Consider the following 24,427-nt stretch of genomic DNA (forward strand, 5'->3'; position numbering starts at 1 on the left):
AGTATGACGTGCAAGTCTCCGATACGACTGGCCCTGTTCGCTGCGATGGTTGCGGCACTCCATCCCTTCTCCAGTTGCGCCGCCGACGATTCGAGATATCCATCCAAGATCATCAAAATCATCGTGCCGTTTCCCGCTGGCGGAACGGCCGATAGCTTGCCTCGTATCGTTGCGGAGAAGCTGAGACAGAGATGGGGACTGCCCGTCATCATCGAGAATAAAACCGGTGCCGGCGGCAATATCGGTGCGGAGTTCGTCGCAAACAGTGCAGCCGACGGCTATACGTTACTAGCCAGCCCGCCGGGGCCGATTGCGATCAATGAAGGGCTCTACAGGACGCTTGGATTCCGTCCCAGCGACCTCCGAACGATTACACTGCTGGGGACTGCACCGAATGTCATCGACGTACGTAATGATTTCCCAGCAAAGACGGTCCACGAATTGATCGACTACGCCAGGGCCAACCCCGATAGGGTTACCTTCGCCTCGCAGGGCAACGGGTCGACATCCCATCTGACGGCGATGTTGTTCCAGCGGCTCACGGATACGAGGCTCGCCCATGTTCCCTATCGCGGGACGGCACCTGCTCTGCAGGACCTGATGGCAGGCACGGTGGATCTATTCTTTGATAATCTCGGCTCCTCGCTCAGCCTTCAGCAAGGCGGCGCAATACGAATAATCGCCGTATGCAGCCCTGAGCGCACGCCGTCACTCGCGGATGTCCCCACCGTGCGCGAGGCCGGTGTATCGGATTTCTCGTCGGTAACATGGTTCGCTCTGATGGCACCGAAAAACACGCCACAAGCGGCGATCGACACCCTCAACTCTGCAGTCACTGAGATACTCCGCGAATCAGATGTGAAGGCCAAGTTCGAGGCGCTCGGCGTTCAGCCTGCTCCGATGAATTCCAGGGACACAGAGGCGTTCATCAGTAGCGAGCGGGCGAGGTGGGGCGGCATCATCCGTTCCGCCCAGATTGAGGTCCAATGATTTGCCAGACCCTGGCCCTTCTTGGATTTGGCCAGCCTCCTCGATCATGACACCCGTTTACATTTGAAAACAATTCGCCTCGTGAAAATCCCTCGACGATCATGCTAGCGAAGTGAAGAAGTGGACGCGGGCTCCCTGACATCGCTCGGTCGGGAGCTTTTTGCAAGCACCATTCCGGATTGCGCCATTGAGGCCCATGGTGTCTGTGACACCGGTGTCGGTGACGCTCAGATGGGACGGATGATTGATCAGGATGGCTGCAGTGTTCCTGGCCGTTTTTTGGAGTTGTTCAAGATGAGACTACCCCTCCTCCTGCTCGCCATTGCCGGATGCGTGTTTCTGGCATCAGCAGCCAGTGCACAACCGTTTCCGATGGCCGGTCCCAGCCCCGGACCTGGCTTCGGACCGCCACTCCTTCCACCTCCTCCGCCGCCACCGCCGCCTGGGCCCGCCTATGTCGGGCCTGACGCGGCATATGGTGCAGATTGCTGGTACGAACGGCATCGCGTCTGGACCGGCAATGCGTGGCGCTATCGAAGAGTGCGCGTCTGCGACTGACGTTCGGCCTGCTTCGTGAAAGGATGGTTTTGGCGCCGCTGGGCATCCGATGATGGGCTTCCGACAGTGGTGGTCAGGAGCACTTCGAAGAGCGCACCAGGGCTCTACCGATAGCCCTGTGGCTAGAACAACGAGTCCGGGAGTGTCACGCAACGTTGACGAGCAGTGTTCGAGCCGGTGCCATGACGTTGATCGTCCGCAGGCAGAGCGATGTCGAACGCTCAAAGCAACACCAAGAGGGCTGCCCCGGAGCGCTCCACCTGGATTCGTGACGCTCGCGGGGTGCCCTCACCTATTGGGGCAACGGCGCGCTGGCCATCCAGGCCCTCAGCTTGGATTTTTTGCGTTTGCGTTCCAATTGCCAACCTGCTTGTCGCGATACGACCGTTGCAGTGATACGGCAGTGAACTGCTGTGGCGATGCACCAGAGGATCGCTCAGTGCTCGCTTTCCGTCGACCATCATCTGATCAGGATCCTCGCGCGCAACTGTCTGCTACAGTGCGTACGTCGCGCCCCGCGACGATCGGGCCTCCGAAGGATCTTTCACCCGATCTGAGCCCGGCGAGGACTGGGAATCACCTGCGTTCCAAACCGCTCGAGCGCTTGAATCCGCTGCTCGTTCGGGGCGCGCCGGATCAGTGCCAGGACATGCCCGGCACCGCAGCCCCGACATTGCATGATAATTTGCTCGGCGATCTGAGCGGGCGTACCGGCACCACGCCCATGACGCAGAGCCGCAGCCGCGCGGTCGAGCGAGCAGCCGCAGCGATCAGCAGATTGGCCGATGGTCTGTACGAAAGACCACAAGGTGCTCGCTGAAGAAGATACCTTCTAACCCAAGCGCCTCTATCCCTGGCCAGAGCGCGATCGCGTTGTCGAATACAATTGTGGCAGCCTGCTCCGTGACTTCGCCGCCTGCGTCGGACGCATACAGAAACTCGAATATCCAAGACTTGATCATCCGTTTTCTACTTGATGGTGCTTAGGCCTATGGCATCTTTTTTCGCGTTAGCCCGATCGCCGAACCAACTCATCAATGCGCCGCGGGCCACGCGGGTCCGCGTATAGCGGCATCGAAACGCAGATGATCCAGTGTGGACTTATGAGAGTCCTAGTCGGGTTTGACGGGCACTTTCCTCCTGATGGTCGTGCGCACCTCGATCTTGAAGCTTCACGCGATAGCGAACCGAAAACAGCGATAGGTCTGAACGTCCCATGACATCCCCCAGATACCCTTCGGAGCAACCATCATGGTGGCGGTTGCCAGCCCGCCGAGGAGGATCAAGTAAGGGGACCCAAATTCCGCAAGAAATGACCGCAAGTAGAGGAGAGTACCAATGATAGGTCCTTCAATGGTGCCAATCCCTCCGATCACCACCATAAAGATGACAAAGGCTGTCCCGCGACGCTGAATGCAGCATTGGTGAATACCCTGATCTTGGCCAGCGGCCGGACGCAGTCGGGCGATGTTTTCGTGAGCAGAGGCGGCTCCCGGGCCATCGACACCCGGATAAGCTCGCTGGATATTGGCCCAGATGATCCAAGGCGGCGGGACAGCGCGGGCGCGAGTGGCCAGGTGCCTCTGTTCGATGCAGCTCACACTGGAGGCCGGCGCGCGCTGCCAGGTACAGCCGCGACGGCGATGGCCGCCTTGACAAGATCGAGAGCCCGTTTCCCAGCATGGATGCAAACGCTGCGTTTTGGGTCGCCTTTACGAACCGCCGGGATCATCGGCACCTTGTCTAAGGAGGGCAAACTCGTGACGCCGCCACCTGCCATTTTGACGGCGGCACCTGATTTCTGAAGCACCGTCGGCCCCAGCGAGTACGCTACTCCATGGCAGTGAGAGCTCCTGCCCTCTCAATCAAACCATTGCCCTTGGGTCAGATGTCCAATCGGCTAGACCACGAGCCGCTCGTCTGGCACACCCCGCGCGATTTCCACGGCCTTGAGAACGCTCCCGAACTCGGCAAGCCTCAGGTTGTTGCAATCTTACTCCACGTTCACTGTCGACTTCCAGATGAGGCCCGAGCTGGAGCCACGCGAACTACAGCCACCGACACAGCTTACCATCAGCATTCAAAGCGGCGCAGTCGGTACGATGCGAGCGAGTAAAGGTAGATTTGAGCGCCATAACATGCAGTGGCGCGCCCGGGCGGCCTGGCCGGCAGCAAGTTCGGAAAGCTGCTCCCGTGAGAACACATGCCTCTCGCAGAAGAACGGCCGAAGCGGATTGCGCGAGAAGAAGTTGTAGAAGAGCGCGCAGCGGTCGCGCGCGCTTGCTGGGCGCCCACGATGGTAGTGAGTTGCGACGTCAGTGAAGATTACCGTGCCGGCCCGACCGGTGCAGGTTGTCACGTCACCGTCTTCCAGCGTTCTTCCGAGCCTCTGCTCGAGCATTTCCTGCGTCAGGATTGGATAATTGGCGCCGTCGAGCGCGTCGCTGCCGGAAAAGGAGCGATGCAGGATCTCGAGGGGGCCGGTGTCCATGTCGACATCGTGCAAATAAACGACCACCTTGACCATCCGCCAATCTTCGACGTCGCGATGCCACCTGCGCGCCGCAATCTGCCTGCCGTCGGCGACAGTATAGAAGAAATTCAGTGTGTCATATGCAACGGGCAAGCCGAGATATGTCTCGACAATGTTTAGAATGCGATCGTTCAGAGGCCAACGCACAATGTGCGGATGGCGCATCATATCGTCGGCCCCGACCTGCACCGTATATTCGCCGTCAAACTCGCCGTTCGCGGCACGGAGCGCGTAAGCGGCCGCTATCTCGGTCGCCGATCTCCAAAGCGCGTCCGTATCAGGCAGCCCCAGCTTTTCCAGCGAAGTGATATGGACGCCGTTCGTATTCAAGCCGGCGACGATGTCCATCTCAAGCTGCGAGAGTTGGGGGAGGCGCGGCTGGTGAGATGCTCGTGCCGCCTCATAGGCCCCGCTCAATCTTCGACTGATCGCCGGAATTCCCAGAACTCTCAAGGCGGTCTCCGCCGGAAGGCTGCGGATTCGTCGCAAGGCCCGGTAGCGCAGCGTCGTCTGCTTCATGTCCCAAAGTCCCAAAGTCCCGGAGTAAGATCGGTGTGCACCGCGCTCGCCGTCGGACGAAGCGGGACCCGCTATTCACTCATTGCGGAGACTAGAGGCTAAAATCCGGCTTTACCTGTTACCAAGTGTAACTGTACCTTATTGCCCGCGATCGTGTAGGATTCCGCGTGCGGCCTGCATGCCGATCAATACGGCGCATCCGGGAGCGCCTCAGTATCGAGCGCACCAAGCGACTCCTGATGTCTTGAGCAACCTCCCAGCTGCCTGTGCTATGGGCGCGATGCGCCGAACGTCGCCCGGCCGCTTACACCACGTCATGACCGACAGATGGATTGGCCACTCGTTGGCAATCGCTCCCGGTACGATTTGGATCGTTGCATGCCCCAAACGCTGAACGATGTGGAGTCGCGCCCTCCAACCTCAAGCCGGCGCTCACCCCCATCTATGCCTCAACTCGGGGCGTCAACGCTTGCCAAAGCCCCACACGAGAATCTCTTGTCTCGTGCTGACGAAGACATCGAACGTCGGCTGGGTTCCGCTATCATCAAGCCCGCCAGGGCGTCACCCAAATGAGAGGAGCAGCTGGATTCGCCTATGCGAGGTTATCGAACCCCTCTTCCGCTGGACTCCGAACGTCTGAAATCCAACTCAATTCGGCAGCGCGAACGCGGGCCTCTGGCTCGCGCGGTGGTCGATGACGCCTGGAAGATCGACCACATTACAGGCGATCAGCGAGGCCATGCGCCAGAAAAGATGAGCGATACGGGCAAAAATCAAACGCTCGCGCTCGACCTCGGCGGTCGTATTGGAAATGGTCAGCGTCTCGAGCCCGACGATCTTTCTCGCATCGGGCCAGATTGCCATCGACTGCGCGATTGCGGATATGCAATCCGCATCATCTTCGTCGGCCGGGGGCGGCAGCAGGCCGAGATATCGGAGCGGGACTGCATGGAACTTGTACGCGTCATAGCCGAGCTGTAGCAATATCTTCTCCGGAACGGCGATATCGGTGGCAAATGAGACCAGCCTCGCCTCACGCAACACATCTGGCTCGATGCTAGTGAGATCTCGTTCGTTCCGCGCACAACAGACGCGCAACTCTGGATTGTGCTCGAGCAAGAGCCTTGCAATGGGGGCCTGATGCTGGACGGTGCTCGTGAGCAAGATAATGGTCTTCATCATAGATTACCTTCCGCCGGAGTAGAAATATCAACTGTCGGCCTAACCGACGCCACAAGGACGGGTTGGCGAACTCGCCCTCCGCGCCTGTAGTGATCGCCAGACCTAACAGGATCTGGCGACAGCCGAGCCAAAGCGTCACGACCGCACTCATCCAAACAACTGCCGACAACTAACGAGATTTGCCCTGCGTCAGCCCGCCGGCCCCGGATTCCGCTCAGCCCTTCGATTTCAACGGTCAATGCCGCACGATCAGGCGCACTTTTTTCCAGTTTTTTGACCAACAGCTCGGACGCGGGCTCGTGCTCGGGGGGCTCGCCCGCCTCTCAACGCCGTTGCGCCTCCGCGACCGATGTGCCGGTCCCGGAGGATCGTCCCCATTGAGACAGCTCCGGCACCCTGCGATCTACCCGGTGATGACGCGAGCGACACCATGAAATGGTCTGACATTCTTTGAAACAACGGGACCTCCAATCGCGACGCACGGTCTGTCTGGCGTCACGCACATCATCGCGACCGAACGAGCGCGCAATCTCACACTCACCACTGAGCAGCGATCATGACGACGCTCGCCCGTTCTTCCGCGTCGCCGTCTCTTTCGATGGTCCTCACGACCGACCTGGGCATCGATCGGCTCGACCTCCATCGCTGGGAGCGCAAGCCGCCGCTCGGACGTCTCTGCCGGTATTGCCAGCGCTCAAAGCCTTGCGTCGCCGAACCGCGACAGATGCGCGCACGCGCAGTAAAAACCGCCTGCATCAGCGGTTCGGCCTACTTTTCGCGCCTGGATATGCCGCCCCATACGTTTCATCTGCAGAGAACTTCCTTGTGGTTGGCCGATGCACTCATCGCGCCCATAGCCAGTGAACCGAGGCCCCCGATGACTGTCTCCGCGACCACATCCGCTTCGACCGCAACAACAGCCACGACGTCGTCCTCGAGCTCTTCCTCGTCGTCGAGCAACCTCTCCTCAAGCGACTTCTTGAAGATCCTGGTCAGCGAGCTACAAAATCAGAATCCGCTCGACACGACATCAACCACTGAACTCACCAATCAATTGATGTCATACTCGAACTACGATCAGCAGCAGTCCATCAATAGCAGTCTGAGCTCGCTATCGAGTTCCTTTTCTAGCCTCGTGACGCTAAACTCCGTCAACTATATCGGCCATACCGTGGAAGCAAAAACCGATACGGCAACGCTCACTAACGGCTCAGCGACGTACGGTTACTCGTTATCCAGCACGGCATCGAACGTATCGATCAGCATCAACGATTCCTCTGGAAAGACCGTGTGGACTGGAACTGGCACCGGCAACGCCGGATCCAACACATTCACGTGGGACGGCAAGGATTCGGACGGCAATCAGCTCACAGACGGCGGCCAATACACGATATCGGTGACAGCGACCAATTCCGTCGGCAACTCGGTCTTCAATTATGCAACGACGACAGGTAAAGTGACCGGCATCGATACCTCGACCAGCACGCCATCACTCACCGTGAACGGCGTCTCCGTCAGTGCCGCAAACATCGTCGGCGTAACGGACTGATCCATGAAGTTCTATCTGGGCTTGGACGGGCCGGGTTAGGGTCGTCCGTGTGGCCCAAGATGGTCCTCAGGCGCTTAAGGCCCAATCAGCCACCGCCTCAGAACCTGGATGTTGACGCCCTCGGCGGCATTCCTTCCGTGTCTTGGCTCAGTCAAGCATGCCATGCGGGCGCGCACCAACGGTTTAGCGTTCGCTCACAAGCGAGTTGCAGGGATTGTCCTTACGTGGCGGCTCCCCGTTGCAACAGCCGCGCGATGCGCGCATTCGATCTCCGGATCACTTCCGTCAGCGCTGGCGGTGGCTCAACCACGACGCCAGCGATGATCATCCAAACGCCGGAGCCAATCGCGGCGAACAACATCATGTACTGCACGTACGCGACCTCCGGCGATTTGACGACCATCACCGAACAGGCGTAGCCCGCCATGCGTAGGCCAAGGATAGCGAGCACCGAGCCGCCAATCGAGAAGTTACGGCTCTGGCGGGTGGTGCGAGGCGCACCGAGGAAGGCGAAGGTCAGCACGGCAAAGGCAAACGGATAGATCGGCGCCAACAGGCTGTCGTGCAAGGCCGAGCGGAACTGACCGGGAATCTGCTTGTAGACGGGATCATCCTCGGACGGTGCGAACAGCTCCCAGAGATAGCGCTCGCGGATGCCGAGTGTGACGTCGCGGCCCTGGCCCGAGAACTTCGACATGTCGAAACCGTAACGACCGAAGGCCACCAGCGCGGGATCGCGTTTGCCCGCCTCGAAGCGCTGGAGATTGCCCGTCTCCAGCACCAGGAACGATCCGGTATCGTTCTTCACGACCTCGCCGTGTTCGGCGACGATCGAGACACGTTCATTGGGATCGCGGCGGTCGTCGATGAAGATGCCGGCGAGGATGCCGCCGGGCTGGCGTTCCCGGATCCGGATCGTCAGGTTCTTGTCGAGCTGGGCGAAGCGGCCGGGCTGGAGGATGTTGGTGAGCACGTCCGCGGTGATCTCGGCGTCCCACTGCTTGATCCGCCGCATGCCGTCGGGGGCGAGATAGGCCGCGATGAAGGCGACCAGCAGCGCCACCACGCAGGTAGCGTAGAAGAACGGATAGAACAGCCGGAACGGCGAGAAGCCGGCCGCATTCATCACGATGATCTCGGAATCGGTCGCGAGCTTGTTCAGCGTGTGCGAGATCGCGATCATCAGCGCGATCGGCGAGATGATCAGGACGAGGGCCGGGATGACGAGGCTGGTGATGCCGAGGAAGGTGAGGATGGTCTGACCCTGGCTCGTCATCAGGTCGATGCCGCGCAACGCCTGCGTAATCCAGATCACGCCGGTGAGGCTGACCAGGACCAGCGCAAACGACGCCAGCGTCGTGCGGAAGATATACCTATCGATCGACCCCATGCATCACCGTCCACCCCATGAATTCCGAGAACGTTACGATCGCTTTGGCACTCGCATCGCCGAGTACAGTACCCAGCTACGGCGCGAAGATCTCAACCGCTTAATTGAGGCTCGACCTCGATCGCGACCGTGAGCGCTCCCCGCGCTCGGCTTGACGAGAGCGACGCTGCTCGGCTTACAGTCATGCACACAGATCTCGCCGTACTAAATTATTTCACTATATTTCTGGAAGTTGAGGGCTCAGCGCAAATTGAACTTGCATCGCCCGCCACCGCTATCGATGTCGAAATCATATTCGAGGGAATGCGCGTAAAACGAGCCCCCCATACATAACGAAATACTGGCTCGCAGGCGCAGGACACGATCGACGCGAGCCCATCAACTGGAACAAGAGCTCTCAAGGAGGGAGCCGCGAGCTTATCGCGAAACTCGCAAAGGACCGCATCCATCAGACCCTACATTTACATTTCAGCAACATTCCGCCTACCGAACCGCCGTCGTTGCAGTGTCACCCCGCCGCAATTCGAGGTCGCCAAGGGTCCGAACGCTCACCTCGAACTCATAGAGGCAGCTTGGCGTTTCTCTACCGATCCCTCGCCTCATCCGCTCGCCGATGAAACACTCATAAACGCATCACAATCTAGCAAGAGCAGGCTGCCATATCCCTACGCCCCCTGTGGGAAAGCGCGATCTGGTCCGGCAAACTCTTAGAGCTTTGCACTCTTAGTGCGCTTCAGTGGTCAAATCACCGCGCTGGTAATGGCTTTACTTGTGCTGGTTTATGCGCTGATAGCCGGCGACATCATGCTCGACCGCACGGCTTAAGGACGATCCGTTCAGGCAGTTCGAGCTTGTTGCAAGGATCATTGAAGAAACACCCCGCGACGAGCGTCGCATTGTCCTTCAGAATATTGATCGCACTCTTTCTGATCTTGATCTTCGACTGTTTGATGGCAAACTTCTCGCAGCAGCCACGCGGGCCCGCATAACTATTCCGCCACTGCTCAATGGCGGTGCCGAACTGCTCCTGCAGCATCGATCCGAAACGACCAGCGTCCTGCTTCATCTTGGAGATGGTGACATTCTTGACGCCACAGTGGAAACACCGAACCCGCCAAGATTCGTGACGGGTCTCTGGCCGAGCAACCTGTTGTTCCTGATTGTCGGCACTTCGATGCTCAGCATGTGGGCTAGCCGCGCCCTGAGCGCACCCTTGTCGGTATTCGCCACGGCAGCGGATAGTTTCGGTCTTAATCGACCATCGGCGCCGTTACCCGAGATTGGACCGGAGGAGATCAGGACTGCGACGAGAGCGTTGAACTGGATGCAGGATCGAATCACGTCTCTGATCAACAATAGAAGCCACATGCTCGCCGCGATCAGCCATGATTTGCGGACCCCGATCACCCGACTCCGGCTGCGTTCGGAATATATTTGAAGATCCTACGCAGCGTATGCAGATCTTGCGCGATTTCGACGAGATGCAATCGATGCTCGACTCTATTCGGACGCTCCTGCGTGGCACGAGCGCCGTCAAGCCGACTCTCGTAGACCTCGCCGCGCTGGTGCAAATGGTGTGCGATGAGTTTTCGGATCTATGACGTTCCGTAGATTATCACGGCCCGACGCGCCTCGCACTGACCGCCAAACCGGATGAGATCTAACGCGCCATCAGCAATCTGATCGATAATGCCACTTGGCTCTGGCACCAAAGCAGACGTCACCCTACGCCTCGGCTGCGCGGCCGCGACCATCGAGATCTCGGATAATGGCCCCGGAATTCCGGATCACAGAAAAGCGGCCATGCTTGCCTTTTCGCTCGGAGCGACGATCCTCGCACGAGGAACAAGACCAGCGGCTCTGGGCTCGGGCTTTCGATCGCCCAGAACATCATTGAGGCGCACGGCGGATCGCTCTTGTTGCAGGACAGGCGACCGCATGGCCTCAAGGTATTCATCTCTCTTCCCGACGGCAGCCAGGCAGGGCGTTCGGGCGAGGAGCTTTTTAGTCCGGCGGCCGCGGTAACTGCCGTGACGGGGCCCGCAGCTCCTTTGCAGCCGCTCTCCATCGTCGCTCAAGGCAATGCGCAGATCGACCACGCCGCACGACGATTGGCCTGTGGCGGAGCGCCATGTTCTAGGGGACAGCAAGATCGTCCAGGTTTGTCAGGCCCCCTGCCGGAGCGTCGAGGCCCTCTTGCCGGCCTTATGGTGACTCTGCTTGACTTGACGTCGATTCGCTCCTTCTGCAACAGGCGTCAATGAACGCCAATACAATGAAATTTTTCCCAGCTTGATGGGCCTGCAGCAAACGCTCTAGAGTCGCTCTCGTGGTCCAAGACCTTCAAATTCTCGGGCCGCGATGGGCCGCCGCCCAAGCCCCGGACGTTGACGAGACGCCCGGCGGCGGTCCTACGCTTGTAGCGTTGACCTTGGCGACATTCGTTAGTGGCTCAAAGGCCGGTCCGCCGTGGTGACTTCCGAAGGGTATGCTTTCTAGTTTGACACGAAGCTATCATAATAAGAGCGTCGTGCATTACGCCTGGTGACCTCTGGCTCCGGCCACAACTAACGCGCGCCGGTCGATTACTTAATGTCACGACCTCCACTATCACCAAGTTGCATTTACCCCTAACCGGACGGCATCGACCCCGGCTGTTGATTATCGATCCTGTTAAAACAACGCAGCTGCACGTCTCTCGGCAGGCATCGCAAGTGGAGGCCACGTTCAGGGCGGTAGCATCGAAGATATATAGCTCTTTCGATCACAACGACAGGATCGATGAGACCACCATCACAGTCAATCTCGTTGTGGTTTACAGCAACGGTACGAACTGTCCGAAGATCGGTGTCCTGGATGCCACCTTGCAGGGCGCCCGCTCCCCACCCTATCATCAGTTTCGGAAAAACCCGGTCTGCCGTATCTCTCGGCCCCACGAACGGACTGTCGATGGACACGATCACACTCGTCCTCATTCTTTTGCTTGCGGTTGTGATCAGCGGGTGTTTGGGCGCATAATTCCCGTCGCTATCCCACTTCCGCTAATCCAGATCGCGATCGGCGCCCTGATCACAGCCACGCTGGACGTGGGGGTCAAGTTGAGGCCCGAGATCTTCTTTCTTTTATTCTTACCACCCCTGCTGTTTCTTGACGGCTGGCGCATTCCAAAAGATGGGTTGTTTCGCGACGCCAGTGTCATCCTGGAATTGGCGCTCGGTCTTGTGGTATTCACCGTCGTTGGCATGGGCTTTTTCATTCACTGGATGATCCCGGCGATGCCGCTGGCAGGTGCCTTCGCGCTCGCCAGCGTGTTGGCCCCCACTGATCCAATCGCGGTGTCCGCGATCTCCACACGCGTCGCTGTTCCGAAGCGCATGATGCATGTCCTCGAAAGTGAGGCGCTGCTCAATGATGCTTCGGGCCTGGTATGTCTGCGTTTCGCGATCGCTGCCGCCCTCACCGGCTCATTTTCCATCACCACTGCTGCAGTAACGTTCCTGTGGCTAGCCGCCGGCGGCCTTGCCATCGGCGTTGCGGTGGCATGGTGTGCAAGCCGCACCTGGAGCCTGATCTCGATGCGATACGACAACGGTCCCGGTTCCTTTATTCTGGTGAGCCTGCTGATCCCGTTCGCCTCCTATCTGGTCGCAGAGCATGCCCATTGCTCTGGTATCCTCTCTGCCGTCGCGGCCGGCTTCACGATGAGCATTGTCGAGAACCCAGTATGGTCGCCTGCGGAAAGCCGGATGCGACGGGATGTAGTCTGGGACATGGTCCAATTCGCGGCCAATGGTACGATCTTCATTCTGCTCGGCGAACAACTTCCAGGCATCTTTGCCGGTGCGGTGAAGACGGTGCACGAGACTGGGCATCATGACCCCGGATGGCTGATGCTCTACGCGGCTTCCATCATGCTCGTTCTCGCCGCAACCCGCTTCGTCTGGGTTTGGGTGTCGCTACGCTTCACCCTGCTTCGTGCTCGGCAACGTGGTGAGACGATCGCGCCTCACGGCTGGCGCCCGGGCTGGCGCTTTGTTGCTGCGACTTCATTAGCCGGTGCCAAGGGCGCCATGACGCTCGCCGGTATTCTCACCTTGCCGTTGACGCTATCCGACGGCTCTCCTTTTCCCGCACGTGATCTGTCGATCTTCCTGGCCGCTTGCGTCATTATCCTCTCCCTGCTGGCGGCCAGCATCTGTCTTCCAATTCTATTCAGAAATCTCAATCTCCCACCTGAGGAACCCTCGGAAGGGTTGGAAAACGCCGCGCGCATCAGGGCAGCAGAAACTGCCATCAAAGCTGTTGAGCGCACGCTGGCCGACGGAACAACCGATACCGCTCTCACGGCGGAGGCGAGCCTGCGGGTGATCGACTATTACCGCTATCGCGCGGATCTCGGCACGAAACGTCTCGAGGACTCAGCAAGCAGTCAGCAATTGCACGAAATCGAACGTCGCTTGTTCAAGGTTGGCCTCAAAGCCGAACGTGAGGAAGTCGTGCGACTAGCCCGCGCTAGCCAACTTGAATCCGAAGCCATGCACAAGCTAGTTCGTGAGATCGACCTGATGGAGGCGCGGATCGGCGACTGAGATTCCAGGAGGTACGAAGTTCGCGCGATACTACAGGTATCAATGCCACCGAATACGATGGGCCGGCCGCAAATCGCGAGTGTCAGGCCGCGACAGATCGACAACGGCTGGCGATGAGATCTTGCACACATCAACACGGTCGCGTGACGGCAACGTGGTCTTCATATATCTCGGTACGTTCGACGACTATACGGCGAAGTTGAAGCTCTGAAGGACCGCTGCAGCGTGCCGACCTCGGAGAAGCATAGGTCAAGAAGTGGCTGAACGAAGCACTTTAGTAAGTCCCCCGCGCCGATTCGAAGGGTACGGGCCGAACACGCAAACAAACGGAAGACACGCTGCGCGAAGTTCGCACAACACTGAGACTATTCTCGATCGAGGAACTTGCTCCGTAAATGATCGCATACTCCGAAGCAGGACATCAGCAAAGGCGAGCCCGCCGAATGTGTCACACCGCTCTTGCGTATTCGATGCCCTGGCCTAGATCAGCATCGCGCCGCGCAGCTTCGTATCGCTGCTGGAGTATGGCGCCAATCCAGCACGAGACCACTCCGTGCTAACCACTCGCCAAGATTGATGCCGCCACCCCAACACGTCGCCACCGCGCGACAGCACCGTTCCGGGGAAGCCGTCCTGCAACTCACTGGGCGCCGCGCCATAAAGGCATCAAGATCGTTCGCTGCCTTTGTATCACATCAGCGCAGATTGCCATCGCCACTCCGGCACGGCTCGCTGCGTTCCGACGCGTTGATCCGCACAAGCGAATGCACGTCCCGCCGATCTCGGCTTGTCGTCAGACGTTCTAGGCCACTGTAGCGGGGTTCGGATATACGAACAAATATCCCGACGTAGAATAGCCGCGGGCTCTCGTGGCGGACTGCTGGCGGCTCATTGTGCGAGGGGAGACTCCCGAGATCGAGACCACCCCTCCGCTTGCAATATTGCAGGCCGCGAAGGCCCCGAGAGAGCGGAACGAAATATCTGCAGTTGAGATTCTGTGCTCATTGAGCTGGCGAATCGGCGCTCGCCCCCAGGTATGTGGCGACAAGTCTCTCATCATCCATCAGCTGCTTGGCATTTCCTTCGGCAACGAAGCGCCCCATTTCAAGCACATAGCCGTAGGACGATATCCTCAAGGCTGCCCGCGCGTTCTGCTCAACCAGAAGCACCGTCAGGCCGCATGCTGCTAGCTCGGCGACGGCACGCATGATGTCCCACACGATCAGGGGAGCAAGGCCAAGGCTCGGCTCGTCGAGCAGGAGCAGCTTAGGCCGACTCATCAGCGCGCGACCGATGGCCAGCATCTGGCGCTCTCCTCCGGACAATGTGCTAGCGCGCTGGCTCCTACGCTCTCCCAAGCGTGGAAACAGCTCGAAGATCCGATCGAGCCCCGCGCGCCAGGCGCGATCTCCGAGTTGGCGCGGCCGGTACCCGCCAAGCAGCAAGTTTTCCCCAATCGTCATCGAGCCGAACAGCTCTCGTTTCTCCGGGACAAGAGCGATACCGCGCATCAATCGCTCTTCGACGGGAATGCGCGAGATATCCTCACCGTCGAACCAAACTCTACCAGTTGACGGCAGCACTCCGCCGAGCGAATTCAGGAGGGTCGACTTGCCGGCCCCGTTCGGGCCAAGCACCGAAACGATGGTCCCGGCTGTAGCGCGAAGCCACAACTCTTCGAGCACCACCACCTTGCCGTATCCTGCGATGAGCCCCTCGACCTCGATCAGCACAGACATCGGTCAATGCTCCACGCCCAGGTACGCGGCTCGGACTATGGGGCTCGCCTGCACCACGGCTGGCGTGCCTTCGATCAACTTCCTACCGAACTCCATTACTACAATTCGATCCGCCAGTCCCATGACGAAATTCATGTCGTGCTCCACAAGTAGCAGACTTAAGCCCTCTTGCTTGAGCCGAGCCAAGACGTTGGAGAGTGCCACTTTTTCCGCGTGCCTCAGGCCCGCCGCTGGCTCATCGAGCAAAAGCAATGTTGGATCCGTCGCCAATGCACGCGCAATCTCGACCAGCCGCTGAGCTCCGAGGGAGAGATTGCCTGCTTGTTCGAATGGAACGTCGCCCAATCCGATGCGCGCCAATTGCTTTTCGGCTTCCGCGAGCGCCATGCGCTCTTCACGTCTGTCGGTTCGCATAACGGCGGCGAGCGCCCCCGACCTCGTGCGTAGATAACAACCCAATGCCACATTCTCGATCACGCTCATCTCTGGGATAAGCTTGACGTGCTGGAAGGTGCGCGAAAGCCCCAGTCGCGCAATGTGCCTGGAAGGAACGCCATCAATCTTTCTGCCCGAAAATCTTACCTCGCCCTTCGAGAGGGCGAGAACACCCGAGATCAGGTTGAATGTTGTCGACTTCCCCGCGCCGTTCGGTCCAATGAGGCCAACGATCTCGCCGGCGCTCACCGAGAAGCTGATGTCCTGTACCGCGGCAAGCCCGCCGAACTGCTTGTGAATGCCTACCACGTCCAGCAATCTATCGCCGGCTTGAGGCTTGATCCGGAGCTGCAGAGTGGCGTTCCCGGATGGACCGAGCTCTGTGCGTTTTGTCGCAAAGCGACTTCCTACCAGCGACCAGAGGCCTCCAGGCGAGAGCTTGAGTACTGCGATCAGAAGGATCCCGAACACGACCGTTTCGTAGTTCCCGCTGCCGCCAAAGAGCTTGGGAAGCCAGTCCTGAAGAACATCCTTCAGAATGGTGGTGAAAGCTGCGCCGACGAATGCTCCCCAAACGTAGCCGACGCCCCCAAGCACTGCCATGAACAGATAGTCCAGGCTGCGACCGATGCCGAACGGGGAAGGATTTACGGTGCGCTGAAGATGAGCAAACAGCCAACCCGCAATCGAGGCCAGCAACGCCGCTATCAGGAACGCCAGCAGCTTATGCCTGAACACCGACGCGCCCATTGCTTCGGGCATAGTGCTACCTCCGCCATGGTCAGGGTTCATGGCGCGCAGAACGCGTCCAGTTCGTGAGTCGAGGAGACGAAGACTTCCGAACGCAGCCAAGCCCGCAGTAATCCAGATCAGGTAGTAGTAGTGCCGACCGCTCTGCAGACTGAAACCGGCGATGCTCACCGACGGGACGTTGACGAGCCCATCATACCGGCCAAGAGCATCCAAGTTTCCCAGCACGTAATAGAGCGCAATACACCAGGCGATGGTCGCGAGCGGCAAGTTGTGCCCTGACATACGCAGCGTGACGAAACCCAAGACCAAAGCGATCGCCGCGGTCAGCAGTAGACCGACACCCAGGCCTATCCACGGAGACCAGCCCAGAGCCGTCGTAACGTAAGCGGTGGCGTAGGCCCCAACTCCGACAAAGGCGGCTTGCCCGAACGAGGTGAGCCCGCAGACACCGGTCAGGAGAACCAGCCCGACCACCACGAGTGCATCGATCCCGATGTAGTTCATCTGGGTGATGACGAACTCGGGGACGGGCACGAGCGGGAGCAGCAGCACAAATAGTGCTGCAAGCCCATATCCAAAATTCCCCATCTGGCCGATTTTGGTTCGTTGCGACAACCGCGCCGGAACTAGTGTGGACGTTTGACCGACCTGAAGCATTTCAATGTTCTTCCGCGACGCTGAAGAAAACCGATCTCCAGAGAAGGATCGGAATGACGGCAGCAAACACGATGGAGTCCTTGAAGGCGCTGGACCAGAATGAACCGAACGATTCGATCAGCCCGACGGCGATCGCTCCGGCCAGCGCCCCGGGAAAACTTGCGAGGCCTGCAAATACCGCCGCAACGAAACCCTTCAATCCGATCAAGAACCCGGTATCATAATAGATTGTGGTACTGGATCCGATGAGCAGACCGGTCAACGCACCGATTGCGGCGGCGAGCATCAAGCTGGTTTCTCCTGCGCGCTCGGTGGAAAGTCCGACGATGCGCGCACCGAGTTCGTTTACCGCGGTCGCTCGCAAGGCCATTCCGCGGAACGTAAAGGCGAACAGCCAGAAGAGAGCGCCAATGAGCGCGACCGTCATGCCAACGACCAGAACGGCCTGCCCCGGGACCGGCACGCCCGCGACCTCCCACGAGGTCTGCAGGAAAGCCGGCGTTCGATAGCCTTCTGGACCGAAGAACACGAGGCCTAGCCCGACCAAGGCGAAGTGAACCCCAACGGATACGATGAGCAGCGTCAATACGCTCGCCCTGGTCAGGGAGCGATAGACGAGGCGATACAATAAGGTTCCCATCGGCGCGACCAAAGCGAGCGAAAGCATCGCTTTCACGACGAGAGGTGGGTTAAGGGGAGCCAAAATCCAGGTGATCGCAATCGCCACAACGGGAAATATCGCCAGGCGCAGAATCGACGACGCGAGACGAGAATTCGGTTGTCGCTCGCGAATCCCGACGAAGAGTTCCTGCATCATGGCAGCCACGAGCATGACGCCAAGCAGCCACACTGTACTCGGAAGCTTGCCTGCGGAGAGCTGCGCCAAGCTCATCGCGCCAAAAACCACAAACTCGCCTTGCGCGATAAACAGGATGCGGGTCACGGCAAACACCAGGATAATCGTCATCGCCAGCAGGGCATACAGGGCGCCGTTCGTCACTCCGTCGAGCGCAAGCATCGATGCAATGGTGAAGTCCATGGTCCTGTTCTTTCTGCAACGCACGCGCTTGGACCCCATGAACGAGCAAGGCGGTCGCCGGTCGCGTGGCCCCTGATTTGAACTAACTGTTTGGGCGGTGCAGGCGAATCGTCCGCACCTAACCTGTGGCGACTCCTCACTTATTCAGGATCCACGCGCCTTCCTTGATACGCAGGACCACAACCGCCCGCTTGTCGGAACCGGCATGATTCGATGGGTTCATCGTGTACACGCCTTGAGCACCAGCGAACTCCTTCGTATCCTCGAGCGCATCCCGAAGCTCTTGCCGGAACTCGGGAGTACCGGGCTTTGCCTTCTGGCTAGCAGCCGCTATAGCCCGATCGGCAATCAGGTACGCATCCCATGAATACGCAGAGAAGGAGTTGCGGGAGCCCTGGCCGTACTTGGCTTCATAGGCTTTAGTGAAGTCCAGACCGGCTTTCTTGACCGGATTGCCATCCGGCAACTGTTCCACGACGACGACGGGCCCGGCCGAAACCAGCGCCCCTTCGACCGCCTTCCCGCCGATGCGCAGAAAGTCGGGATTTACGACGGCCGCCGTGTGATAGATCTGCCCCTTGTAACCGCGCTCCACGAGAGTTGTATGGGGAAGAGCACCCGGCGTTCCGGAGCCGCCGAGCACGACAACATCAGGCTTGGCGGCGATCACCTTTAGCGCCTGGCTGGTCACGCTGGTATCGAGACGCGCATACCGCTCATTGGTGATAACTTCATAACCGCTCTTCGGTGCGTGCTCCATCAGCGCACCGTAGACTTGGTCGCCCCAGCCGTCGCTGAAGCCAATATACCCCACCTTCTTTGCTCCGCGCGCGACAATGTCGTCAGCAATCGCTCCGAGTTGCAGGGTAGTCGGCAGAGACACCGAATAGACCCATGGATTCTTTGCAGGCTCACCACTCAGCGGCGAAAGCGCGATTTGCGGCGTCTTGGTTTCGGACGCGACATAGCTGATCGCAGATGCGGTCGGCACGTTTCCCGATCCGATGATGAGATCGACTTTGTCCTCAGTCACGAGCTTGCGGGCGAGGCGAGTCGCCGTTGCCGGGTCGGTGGCGTCGTCGAGCACGATGTAGTTTACGGGCTGCCCTCCGAGCGTGGCAGGCAGGGCAGCAAACGTATTCTTGTACGGGATACCCAGCGAAGCCCCCGGTCCGGTGGCGGCGGTGATCACGCCAACCGTGACCTGCGCCAGGGCGGGCATGGGAGCAATTGCGAGGAAGGTTGTCAAAGCAGCGGTTCGGAAGTGCTTCATGATATCTCCGACAATTTGAGGTGTATTCGGAGGCGGGCAGCCAGTCGCTACCCGCTTCCGTTCGAAGGGCTGGTATCGAAGGTTTGACGAAGGTTCTTCCTGGAAATCTTGCCGACACCGGTGCGCGGCAGATCGCGGACGAGGAAAACCGTTTTCGGACATTTGTAGGAGGCAAGATGTTGTCTTGCGAAACTAATGATGCTTTCCGGCGTGGCCGCCGAGCCCGGCCGCAGCACTACCGCCGCAACCACCTTCTCAATCCAACGAGCGTCGGCGATCCCGAAAACTGCGGCTTCGGAGACGTCCGGAGATCGGTAAAGAACCTGCTCCACCTCGGAGGGGAACACGTTTTCGCCTCCGGTGACGATCATGTCGTTCTTGCGATCGATGAGGTAAAGGTGTCCACCTTGATCCAGGTAGCCGATGTCACCGGTGCGCAAGTAATCACCGGCGAATGCCTTCGCGGTCTTGTCGGGCGAATTCCAATAGCCCTTCATTGCCCGCTCGCTCCGCACCAGAACCTCGCCGGGCACACCGACCTTGCAATCCGCGCCATTGTCATCGACAAGACGCAAGTCGGTGTTCGACAATGCGCGGCCACAGGATTCGAGAAGGCGTGCGTGGGTTTCCGAAGTTGCGGCTATCCGGTGATCCTCCGGCCCGAGCGTCGTGACGATTCCTCCTTCGGTGAGACCGTATGATTGCGAAAACGCGCAGGAGGGAAACGCCTTCATTGCCCGCTCAAGCAGCGCCACGGGCATTGTGGATCCTGCATAGACGATGCGTTTGAGACTGGCCGCTGCGCTTGCTGCGCGCGGATGCGCGACCAGATCCGAGATCATCGTCGGCACCAGGTGAACGTTGGTAATCGCCAGGGTCGCGAGGCCTTCGACGAGATCATTCACTTCGAACGCTGGCCGCAGGATCGACGTCGCGCCCGCCATATAGCTGGGCAGCAGATAGTAACAGAGGCCGCCGACATGAAAGAGCGGCATGACACAGAGAACCTTGTCCGCGGCTGTTACCCCGATCGCTTCGCCTGCCGAAGCCCAGCTGTTCGTTGCCACACCGCGATGGCTGATCATCGCGGCCTTGGGCGTGCCCGTGGTCCCACTGGTATAAATAAGTAGTGCTGTGTCGCTTCCCTCGGCCTCGGCATGCGCCGCATCAGCATGCCCTGCGGCGACAACATCTTCGAAGTCTAGCCAGCCCTCAGGAGCGCGGCCCAGCGCAATACGGGTTGGAACGGCAACATGATTGAACAGTTCCGCATTTGCAATGTCAGCCCAATGTGCATCGCAAACAAGCGCGGAGGGTGCACAATCCCGCAGCAACGCGACCAGTTCGGATGGCGCCAACCTCCAATTCAGCGGCACCGCGATGAAACCTGCCTTGGCGGCCGCGATGCATTCTACTGCACCGACACAATTTCGGCTCAGCAATGCTATGCGGTTACTTGGCCGCAGTCCCAGCCGATAGAATGAGTCGACCAATCTGTCGACACGTTGCCGAAATTCGGAGAACGTGACGGAGCGGTCCGCGTCGGCAAAAGCGACCTTCGCGCCAAGGCTCGCCTGACGTCTGATAATTGAGCCAAGGCTCGAGACGCTCACCGTCTCGCCTTGACCGCTCTCGTCCTGGACCGACAGTCTGAAATTTCCCATCGCAGAAGCTTCCTTTTTCAGCCGCCGGCAGTGTCTGCCGTGTCCGAAGGAATTGGTTTAAGGCGATCTGCGCGCTTCTCGAGGAATTCGCGCAGTCCGGCATGCGCGTCCGGACTCGCCAACGTGATGGCAGCGAGCACGGATTCGAAGAACAGCCCGTCGTCGTGCGACGCGTCCCGAATTCTAGGCAGGCCGTTGATGATCGCGTAGTTCGACAGGGGCGAGTTCTTGGCAATCCCGCGCGCCAGATCCATGGCCTTGGCCAGCACCTCACCGCGGGGAGTGACGAACTGAAGCAGGTTGCAGTTGAAGCCCTCGGCAGCGGTCAGCGCGCGCGCCGTCAGCATCATCTCCATCATGCGAGCCACGCCAACGAGCCGCGCGACCCGAACGGAGCCGCCCCCGCCGACGAAGATTCCGCGCTTTCCCTCCGGCAACGCGAAAAAGGTCGTTTCGTCGCCTACGCGTATATGCGTCGATGCAGCTATCTCCAGGCCGGCACCGATGGTGGCGCCTTGCAAAGCCGCAATGAACGGAATCCGACCTTGCTCCAGGAGATTGAGTATCGCGTGTTGCGCGCGCGAGTCATGCATCGACGATACGGGGTCGCGATCCAGATGCTCGGCCAGATCGAGGCCGGCCGAGAAATTCTCGCCGTGACTGAAGATCACGCCAGCCCGTGCTTCCTGCTGGGCTCTCGTGGCGGCGCGGCCGAGGGCTTCGAACATGCCCTGGTTCATCGCGTTCCGCTTGGCTGCGCGATCGATTCCGATGAGGGCGATATCGCCGTCAAGTTCGTACGAAATGTGGTTGTCACGTTCGGACATGTTCTTGACCATCTAGACCTGTTGGAATTCTGCGAGTCTCGCTGCACCGGCGAGCGCCTCTTGTTCATGGAAGGCCGACCGTGCATCGATGTCAGACAGCCAATATCGTCCGGCGGCGGCGAGACGCCGGCCTATGCGGTCGCCGTCGACCTGGGTCGCAAGTCGAACGGCGATCCAGGCGGTAGCCGCGAGCAGAGCGAGTTGCAGGAAAGCGACAGCACCTGTTTCCGCCTCGCGAGGGCTCTCGCGCCAACCAAGCATCCGGCGGCCGACGCGATGGAGACGCTCGATCACGCGCCGGGCAGGACCTGCGACCTCGCTGCTGGCGCTGCCGATCTCGTTCGTTGCCGTCTCGACGAAGGCAAACAGCGTTTCTCCTCCATCGCGCCACAGGCGCCGATGCAGCAGATCAAGCGCCTGTATCCCGGTCGACCCCTCCGCGATCGACATCATGCGCGCGTCACGCAGCCATTGCCCGCACGGCCATTCGCGTGTGTAACCGGCACCTCCGAGAACCTGGATGGCGGCGCTGGGGACCTCGAAAGCGGCTTCGGGGCAGCTTGCCTTGGCGATGGGGAGCAGCCATTGAGTGATCCGCGCATGTCGTTCATCCACAACGACATTTTGCCGTTCCACATCGATTCGCACGGCAAGCTCGTAGAGCATGCCGCGAAGGACCTCGACGCGTGCGGCCATCGAGAGGAGCTGGCGTTGAATGTCGACATGGGTATTGATCGCGACCGGCGGCTGCGATGGGTTGCCGCCCTGCCTTCGCTCCGCCGCATAACCGAGGGCCGCCTGCTCCGCGCCAAAGGAAATGCCAACGCCTTCGGTTGCGACCATCAGGCGCATGCTCTGGATCATCACAAACATCTGGGGCAGGCCACGGTGCAGCCGGCCGAGCAAGTGCCCCTTGGCACCTTCGAAGCCCATGGCGCATGTAGGCGAACCATGGAGGCCTAGTTTCTCCTCGATGCGCCGCGGGCTGACTCCGTTGCCAACCCACTCACCGGATTGGCCCCTGACCTTGTTTGGCACCAGGAAGAGACTGAGACCGGCCGTACCGGCAGGAGCGCCGGGCGTTCTCGCAAGGAGAAGATGGCCAATCCGCTCGACCAGATCGTTGTCGCCGAAAGAAGTCCACATCTTCTCGCCGGTGACGCCCCAGCGTCCATCAGCATCGGGGACCGCCTGTGAACGGACCCGTCCCACGTCCGAACCGGCATCAGCTTCCGAGATGCAGATCGTCAGCGACCACTTCCCCGCTACGAGCTGGGGAATCCACTCCTGCTGGAGGGCAGGATCAGCAAACTCCAGCAGCAATTGCGTGCCCGCCCGCGTCGGGCCCGTCAGCATTCCGATCGCCATGCAGGCTCGATCGAAGAGCTCGCGACAGGCGGTATTGACGAATGAGGGAAGCCCCTGCCCCCCGAATTCCGTGGGTTGATCGACACTGTTCCATCCAGCGGAGGTGAGCTCCTGCCAGGCTTGCTTGTAACAATCGGGCGTGAGCACGCGGCCGGCTTGAAACCTGCAGCCCTGGAGATCTCCGGCTCGGTTGACAGGGACCAGCCGTCGTTCGGCAAACTCCGCAGCGGCGCCCAGTATCGCGCGAAGTGTCTCCTCGCCGATATCCAATCCGGGCAGCAAGCTGTCCCGGATCGCCGCATAGCCCGGCACCAGCTCGATGTGGCGCTGTATCAGGTCGGCGTGATAGCGGTAACCGCGATCCATTCAGGTTTCCCGCGCCGGATCAGGGGGTTCGGCCAGGTAGGGATGCAAGGCGCGGTATTTGAGAAGCTCGATGAGTTCCGCGTCGCGCCACTGCCCCCACTTCTCGTTCGATATTCCGTGCCGCAACTGGCGAACGCCGTCGTACAGCTTGGCACACACCTCAGGCGTCAGCCGCGGCACGCCGAGCGCATCCCACCATTTCTCGACGTCATCGTGGAAACGGGCGATCACCTGCTCGACACCGCCGGACCCGCCCGCCAGATTGAAGGTCATGAGCGGCCCGAGCAGGGCCCAGCGCAACCCCAGCCCCCATCTCACGGCAACATCGATATCATCCGCTGAGGCAACACCTTCGCTGAGACAGTGGATCGCCTCGCGCAGGATTGCGAACTGCAATCGATTTGTCAGGTGCCCGACCATCTCCTTCTGCAGTCGGATCGGCCGCTTTCCAAGGCGCGCATAGAACGACATTGCCAGATCGACCGCTTCCGGGCTCGTTCGCCGTCCACCGACAACCTCGACAAGGGGAATGACGTAGGCAGGATGAAACGGATGTCCCAACACAACGCGTTTGGGGTGCCGACAGAATTCCTGCAACTGGCTCGGCGGAACGCCCCCGCTGCTCGAAAGGATAAGCCGATCGGGCGGCAACACGGCGTCGATCCGTGACATCACCGCGCGCTTCGTCTCCAGCGCCTCTGCAACATTCTCCTGAATCAGATCACTCGCATCCGCGAGCGCTTCCAGCGAGCTTACGAACCGCACCTTTTCCATCGGCGGGCTGTCGGGCACGCCGCTGCGCAATGATGACAGCACCGGCCATGCGGCACGGACTGTGGCATCGAGGCGATCCACCGCCGCAGGATCCTGATCGTACGCAACGACCTCGTAGCCGGAGGCAAGCAGGAGCGCGGCCCAGGCGGCCCCCACCGCCCCCACGCCGGCGAGACCGACGCCCCGAACAGCTTCCAGAGGAAGGAACTCGCGCGCCACGAC

The 24,427-nt window shown here is 59.9% G+C and carries 15 protein-coding genes and 1 pseudogene; 4 read left to right on the forward strand and 12 right to left on the reverse strand.

Annotated elements, in window-relative coordinates; all coding sequences use genetic code 11:
* The first annotated feature begins 3 nt into the window (after positions 1–3).
* Entirely contained in the window at positions 4–990 is a 987-nt protein-coding gene (locus JQ603_RS10665; protein WP_212339216.1) for a Bug family tripartite tricarboxylate transporter substrate binding protein, read from the forward strand.
* Positions 991–3,628: 2,638 nt separating this feature from the next.
* Here the strand turns inward: JQ603_RS10665 and JQ603_RS10670 are convergent.
* Positions 3,629–4,600 (reverse strand): hypothetical protein, encoded by a 972-nt coding sequence (locus JQ603_RS10670; protein ID WP_212339219.1) that lies wholly within the window; start codon positions 4,598–4,600, stop codon positions 3,629–3,631.
* Positions 4,601–5,248: 648 nt separating this feature from the next.
* Entirely contained in the window at positions 5,249–5,782 is a 534-nt protein-coding gene (locus JQ603_RS10675; RefSeq protein ID WP_212339222.1) for a hypothetical protein, read from the reverse strand.
* Between the two features lie 877 nt (positions 5,783–6,659).
* Between JQ603_RS10675 and JQ603_RS10680 the strand changes: the two genes are divergently transcribed.
* Positions 6,660–7,331, forward strand: a complete 672-nt coding sequence (locus tag JQ603_RS10680; RefSeq protein ID WP_212339973.1) for a flagellar hook assembly protein FlgD — start codon at positions 6,660–6,662, stop codon at positions 7,329–7,331.
* Between the two features lie 220 nt (positions 7,332–7,551).
* Here the strand turns inward: JQ603_RS10680 and lptF are convergent, their stop codons facing one another.
* A complete protein-coding gene (gene lptF, locus JQ603_RS10685) occupies positions 7,552–8,721 on the reverse strand; it encodes an LPS export ABC transporter permease LptF (protein ID WP_212339224.1) in 1,170 nt (389 codons plus the stop codon).
* A gap of 802 nt (positions 8,722–9,523) precedes the next feature.
* Positions 9,524–9,787: a hypothetical protein gene (locus tag JQ603_RS10690; RefSeq protein WP_212339226.1), complete on the reverse strand. Its 264-nt coding sequence runs from the start codon at positions 9,785–9,787 to the stop codon at positions 9,524–9,526.
* 784 nt (positions 9,788–10,571) lie between these two features.
* Between JQ603_RS10690 and JQ603_RS38415 the strand changes: the two are divergent.
* Together JQ603_RS38415 and JQ603_RS10695 are read left to right on the forward strand one after the other, a co-directional pair.
* Positions 10,572–10,985 (forward strand): annotated as a pseudogene (locus JQ603_RS38415) (hypothetical protein); the annotation flags it as partial.
* Positions 10,986–11,378: 393 nt separating this feature from the next.
* Positions 11,379–13,310: a Na+/H+ antiporter gene (locus JQ603_RS10695; protein WP_349630726.1), complete on the forward strand. Its 1,932-nt coding sequence runs from the start codon at positions 11,379–11,381 to the stop codon at positions 13,308–13,310.
* A 1,001-nt stretch (positions 13,311–14,311) separates the two neighbouring features.
* Here the strand turns inward: JQ603_RS10695 and JQ603_RS10700 are convergent.
* The 8 genes from JQ603_RS10700 to JQ603_RS10735 all read right to left on the reverse strand — a co-directional run bounded on the left by JQ603_RS10700 (position 14,312) and on the right by JQ603_RS10735 (position 24,424).
* The gene (locus tag JQ603_RS10700) at positions 14,312–15,049 is read right to left on the reverse strand and encodes an ABC transporter ATP-binding protein (protein WP_212339228.1); all 738 of its coding nucleotides are present in this window, start codon (positions 15,047–15,049) and stop codon (positions 14,312–14,314) included.
* Positions 15,050–15,052: 3 nt separating this feature from the next.
* Positions 15,053–16,825 carry a branched-chain amino acid ABC transporter ATP-binding protein/permease gene (locus JQ603_RS10705; RefSeq protein ID WP_212339974.1) on the reverse strand — a complete coding sequence of 591 codons (1,773 nt, stop codon included), beginning with the start codon at positions 16,823–16,825 and terminating at the stop codon, positions 15,053–15,055.
* 70 nt (positions 16,826–16,895) lie between these two features.
* Positions 16,896–17,933, reverse strand: coding sequence for a branched-chain amino acid ABC transporter permease (locus tag JQ603_RS10710; protein ID WP_212339230.1), 1,038 nt, complete (start codon positions 17,931–17,933; stop codon positions 16,896–16,898).
* Positions 17,934–18,069: 136 nt separating this feature from the next.
* Positions 18,070–19,206: an ABC transporter substrate-binding protein gene (locus tag JQ603_RS10715; RefSeq protein ID WP_212339233.1), complete on the reverse strand. Its 1,137-nt coding sequence runs from the start codon at positions 19,204–19,206 to the stop codon at positions 18,070–18,072.
* Positions 19,207–19,253: 47 nt separating this feature from the next.
* The gene (locus JQ603_RS10720) at positions 19,254–20,870 is read right to left on the reverse strand and encodes a class I adenylate-forming enzyme family protein (RefSeq protein WP_212339235.1); all 1,617 of its coding nucleotides are present in this window, start codon (positions 20,868–20,870) and stop codon (positions 19,254–19,256) included.
* Positions 20,871–20,887: 17 nt separating this feature from the next.
* Entirely contained in the window at positions 20,888–21,709 is an 822-nt protein-coding gene (locus JQ603_RS10725; protein WP_245003543.1) for a crotonase/enoyl-CoA hydratase family protein, read from the reverse strand.
* Positions 21,710–23,431, reverse strand: coding sequence for an acyl-CoA dehydrogenase family protein (locus JQ603_RS10730; protein WP_212339237.1), 1,722 nt, complete (start codon positions 23,429–23,431; stop codon positions 21,710–21,712). It lies immediately after the preceding gene.
* The gene (locus JQ603_RS10735; RefSeq protein ID WP_212339239.1) at positions 23,432–24,424 is read right to left on the reverse strand and encodes a 3-hydroxyacyl-CoA dehydrogenase NAD-binding domain-containing protein; all 993 of its coding nucleotides are present in this window, start codon (positions 24,422–24,424) and stop codon (positions 23,432–23,434) included.
* Between the last annotated feature and the right edge of the window lie 3 nt (positions 24,425–24,427).

Source organism: Bradyrhizobium liaoningense (assembly GCF_018130825.1).
Classification (GTDB): Bacteria; Pseudomonadota; Alphaproteobacteria; order Rhizobiales; family Xanthobacteraceae; genus Bradyrhizobium; species Bradyrhizobium liaoningense_B.

Coding starts and splice junctions, on each gene's coding strand:
- JQ603_RS10705 (WP_212339974.1), bottom strand. CDS start 16,825: ATGGGGAATTTTGGATATGGGCTTGCAGCACTATTTGTGCTGCTGCTC.
- JQ603_RS10725 (WP_245003543.1), bottom strand. CDS start 21,709: ATGGTCAAGAACATGTCCGAACGTGACAACCACATTTCGTACGAACTT.
- JQ603_RS10730 (WP_212339237.1), bottom strand. CDS start 23,431: ATGGATCGCGGTTACCGCTATCACGCCGACCTGATACAGCGCCACATC.
- JQ603_RS10700 (WP_212339228.1), bottom strand. CDS start 15,049: ATGTCTGTGCTGATCGAGGTCGAGGGGCTCATCGCAGGATACGGCAAG.
- JQ603_RS10720 (WP_212339235.1), bottom strand. CDS start 20,870: ATGGGAAATTTCAGACTGTCGGTCCAGGACGAGAGCGGTCAAGGCGAG.
- JQ603_RS10675 (WP_212339222.1), bottom strand. CDS start 5,782: ATGATGAAGACCATTATCTTGCTCACGAGCACCGTCCAGCATCAGGCC.
- lptF (WP_212339224.1), bottom strand. CDS start 8,721: ATGGGGTCGATCGATAGGTATATCTTCCGCACGACGCTGGCGTCGTTT.
- JQ603_RS10710 (WP_212339230.1), bottom strand. CDS start 17,933: ATGGACTTCACCATTGCATCGATGCTTGCGCTCGACGGAGTGACGAAC.
- JQ603_RS10715 (WP_212339233.1), bottom strand. CDS start 19,206: ATGAAGCACTTCCGAACCGCTGCTTTGACAACCTTCCTCGCAATTGCT.
- JQ603_RS10670 (WP_212339219.1), bottom strand. CDS start 4,600: ATGAAGCAGACGACGCTGCGCTACCGGGCCTTGCGACGAATCCGCAGC.
- JQ603_RS10680 (WP_212339973.1), top strand. CDS start 6,660: ATGACTGTCTCCGCGACCACATCCGCTTCGACCGCAACAACAGCCACG.
- JQ603_RS10665 (WP_212339216.1), top strand. CDS start 4: ATGACGTGCAAGTCTCCGATACGACTGGCCCTGTTCGCTGCGATGGTT.
- JQ603_RS10690 (WP_212339226.1), bottom strand. CDS start 9,787: ATGAAGCAGGACGCTGGTCGTTTCGGATCGATGCTGCAGGAGCAGTTC.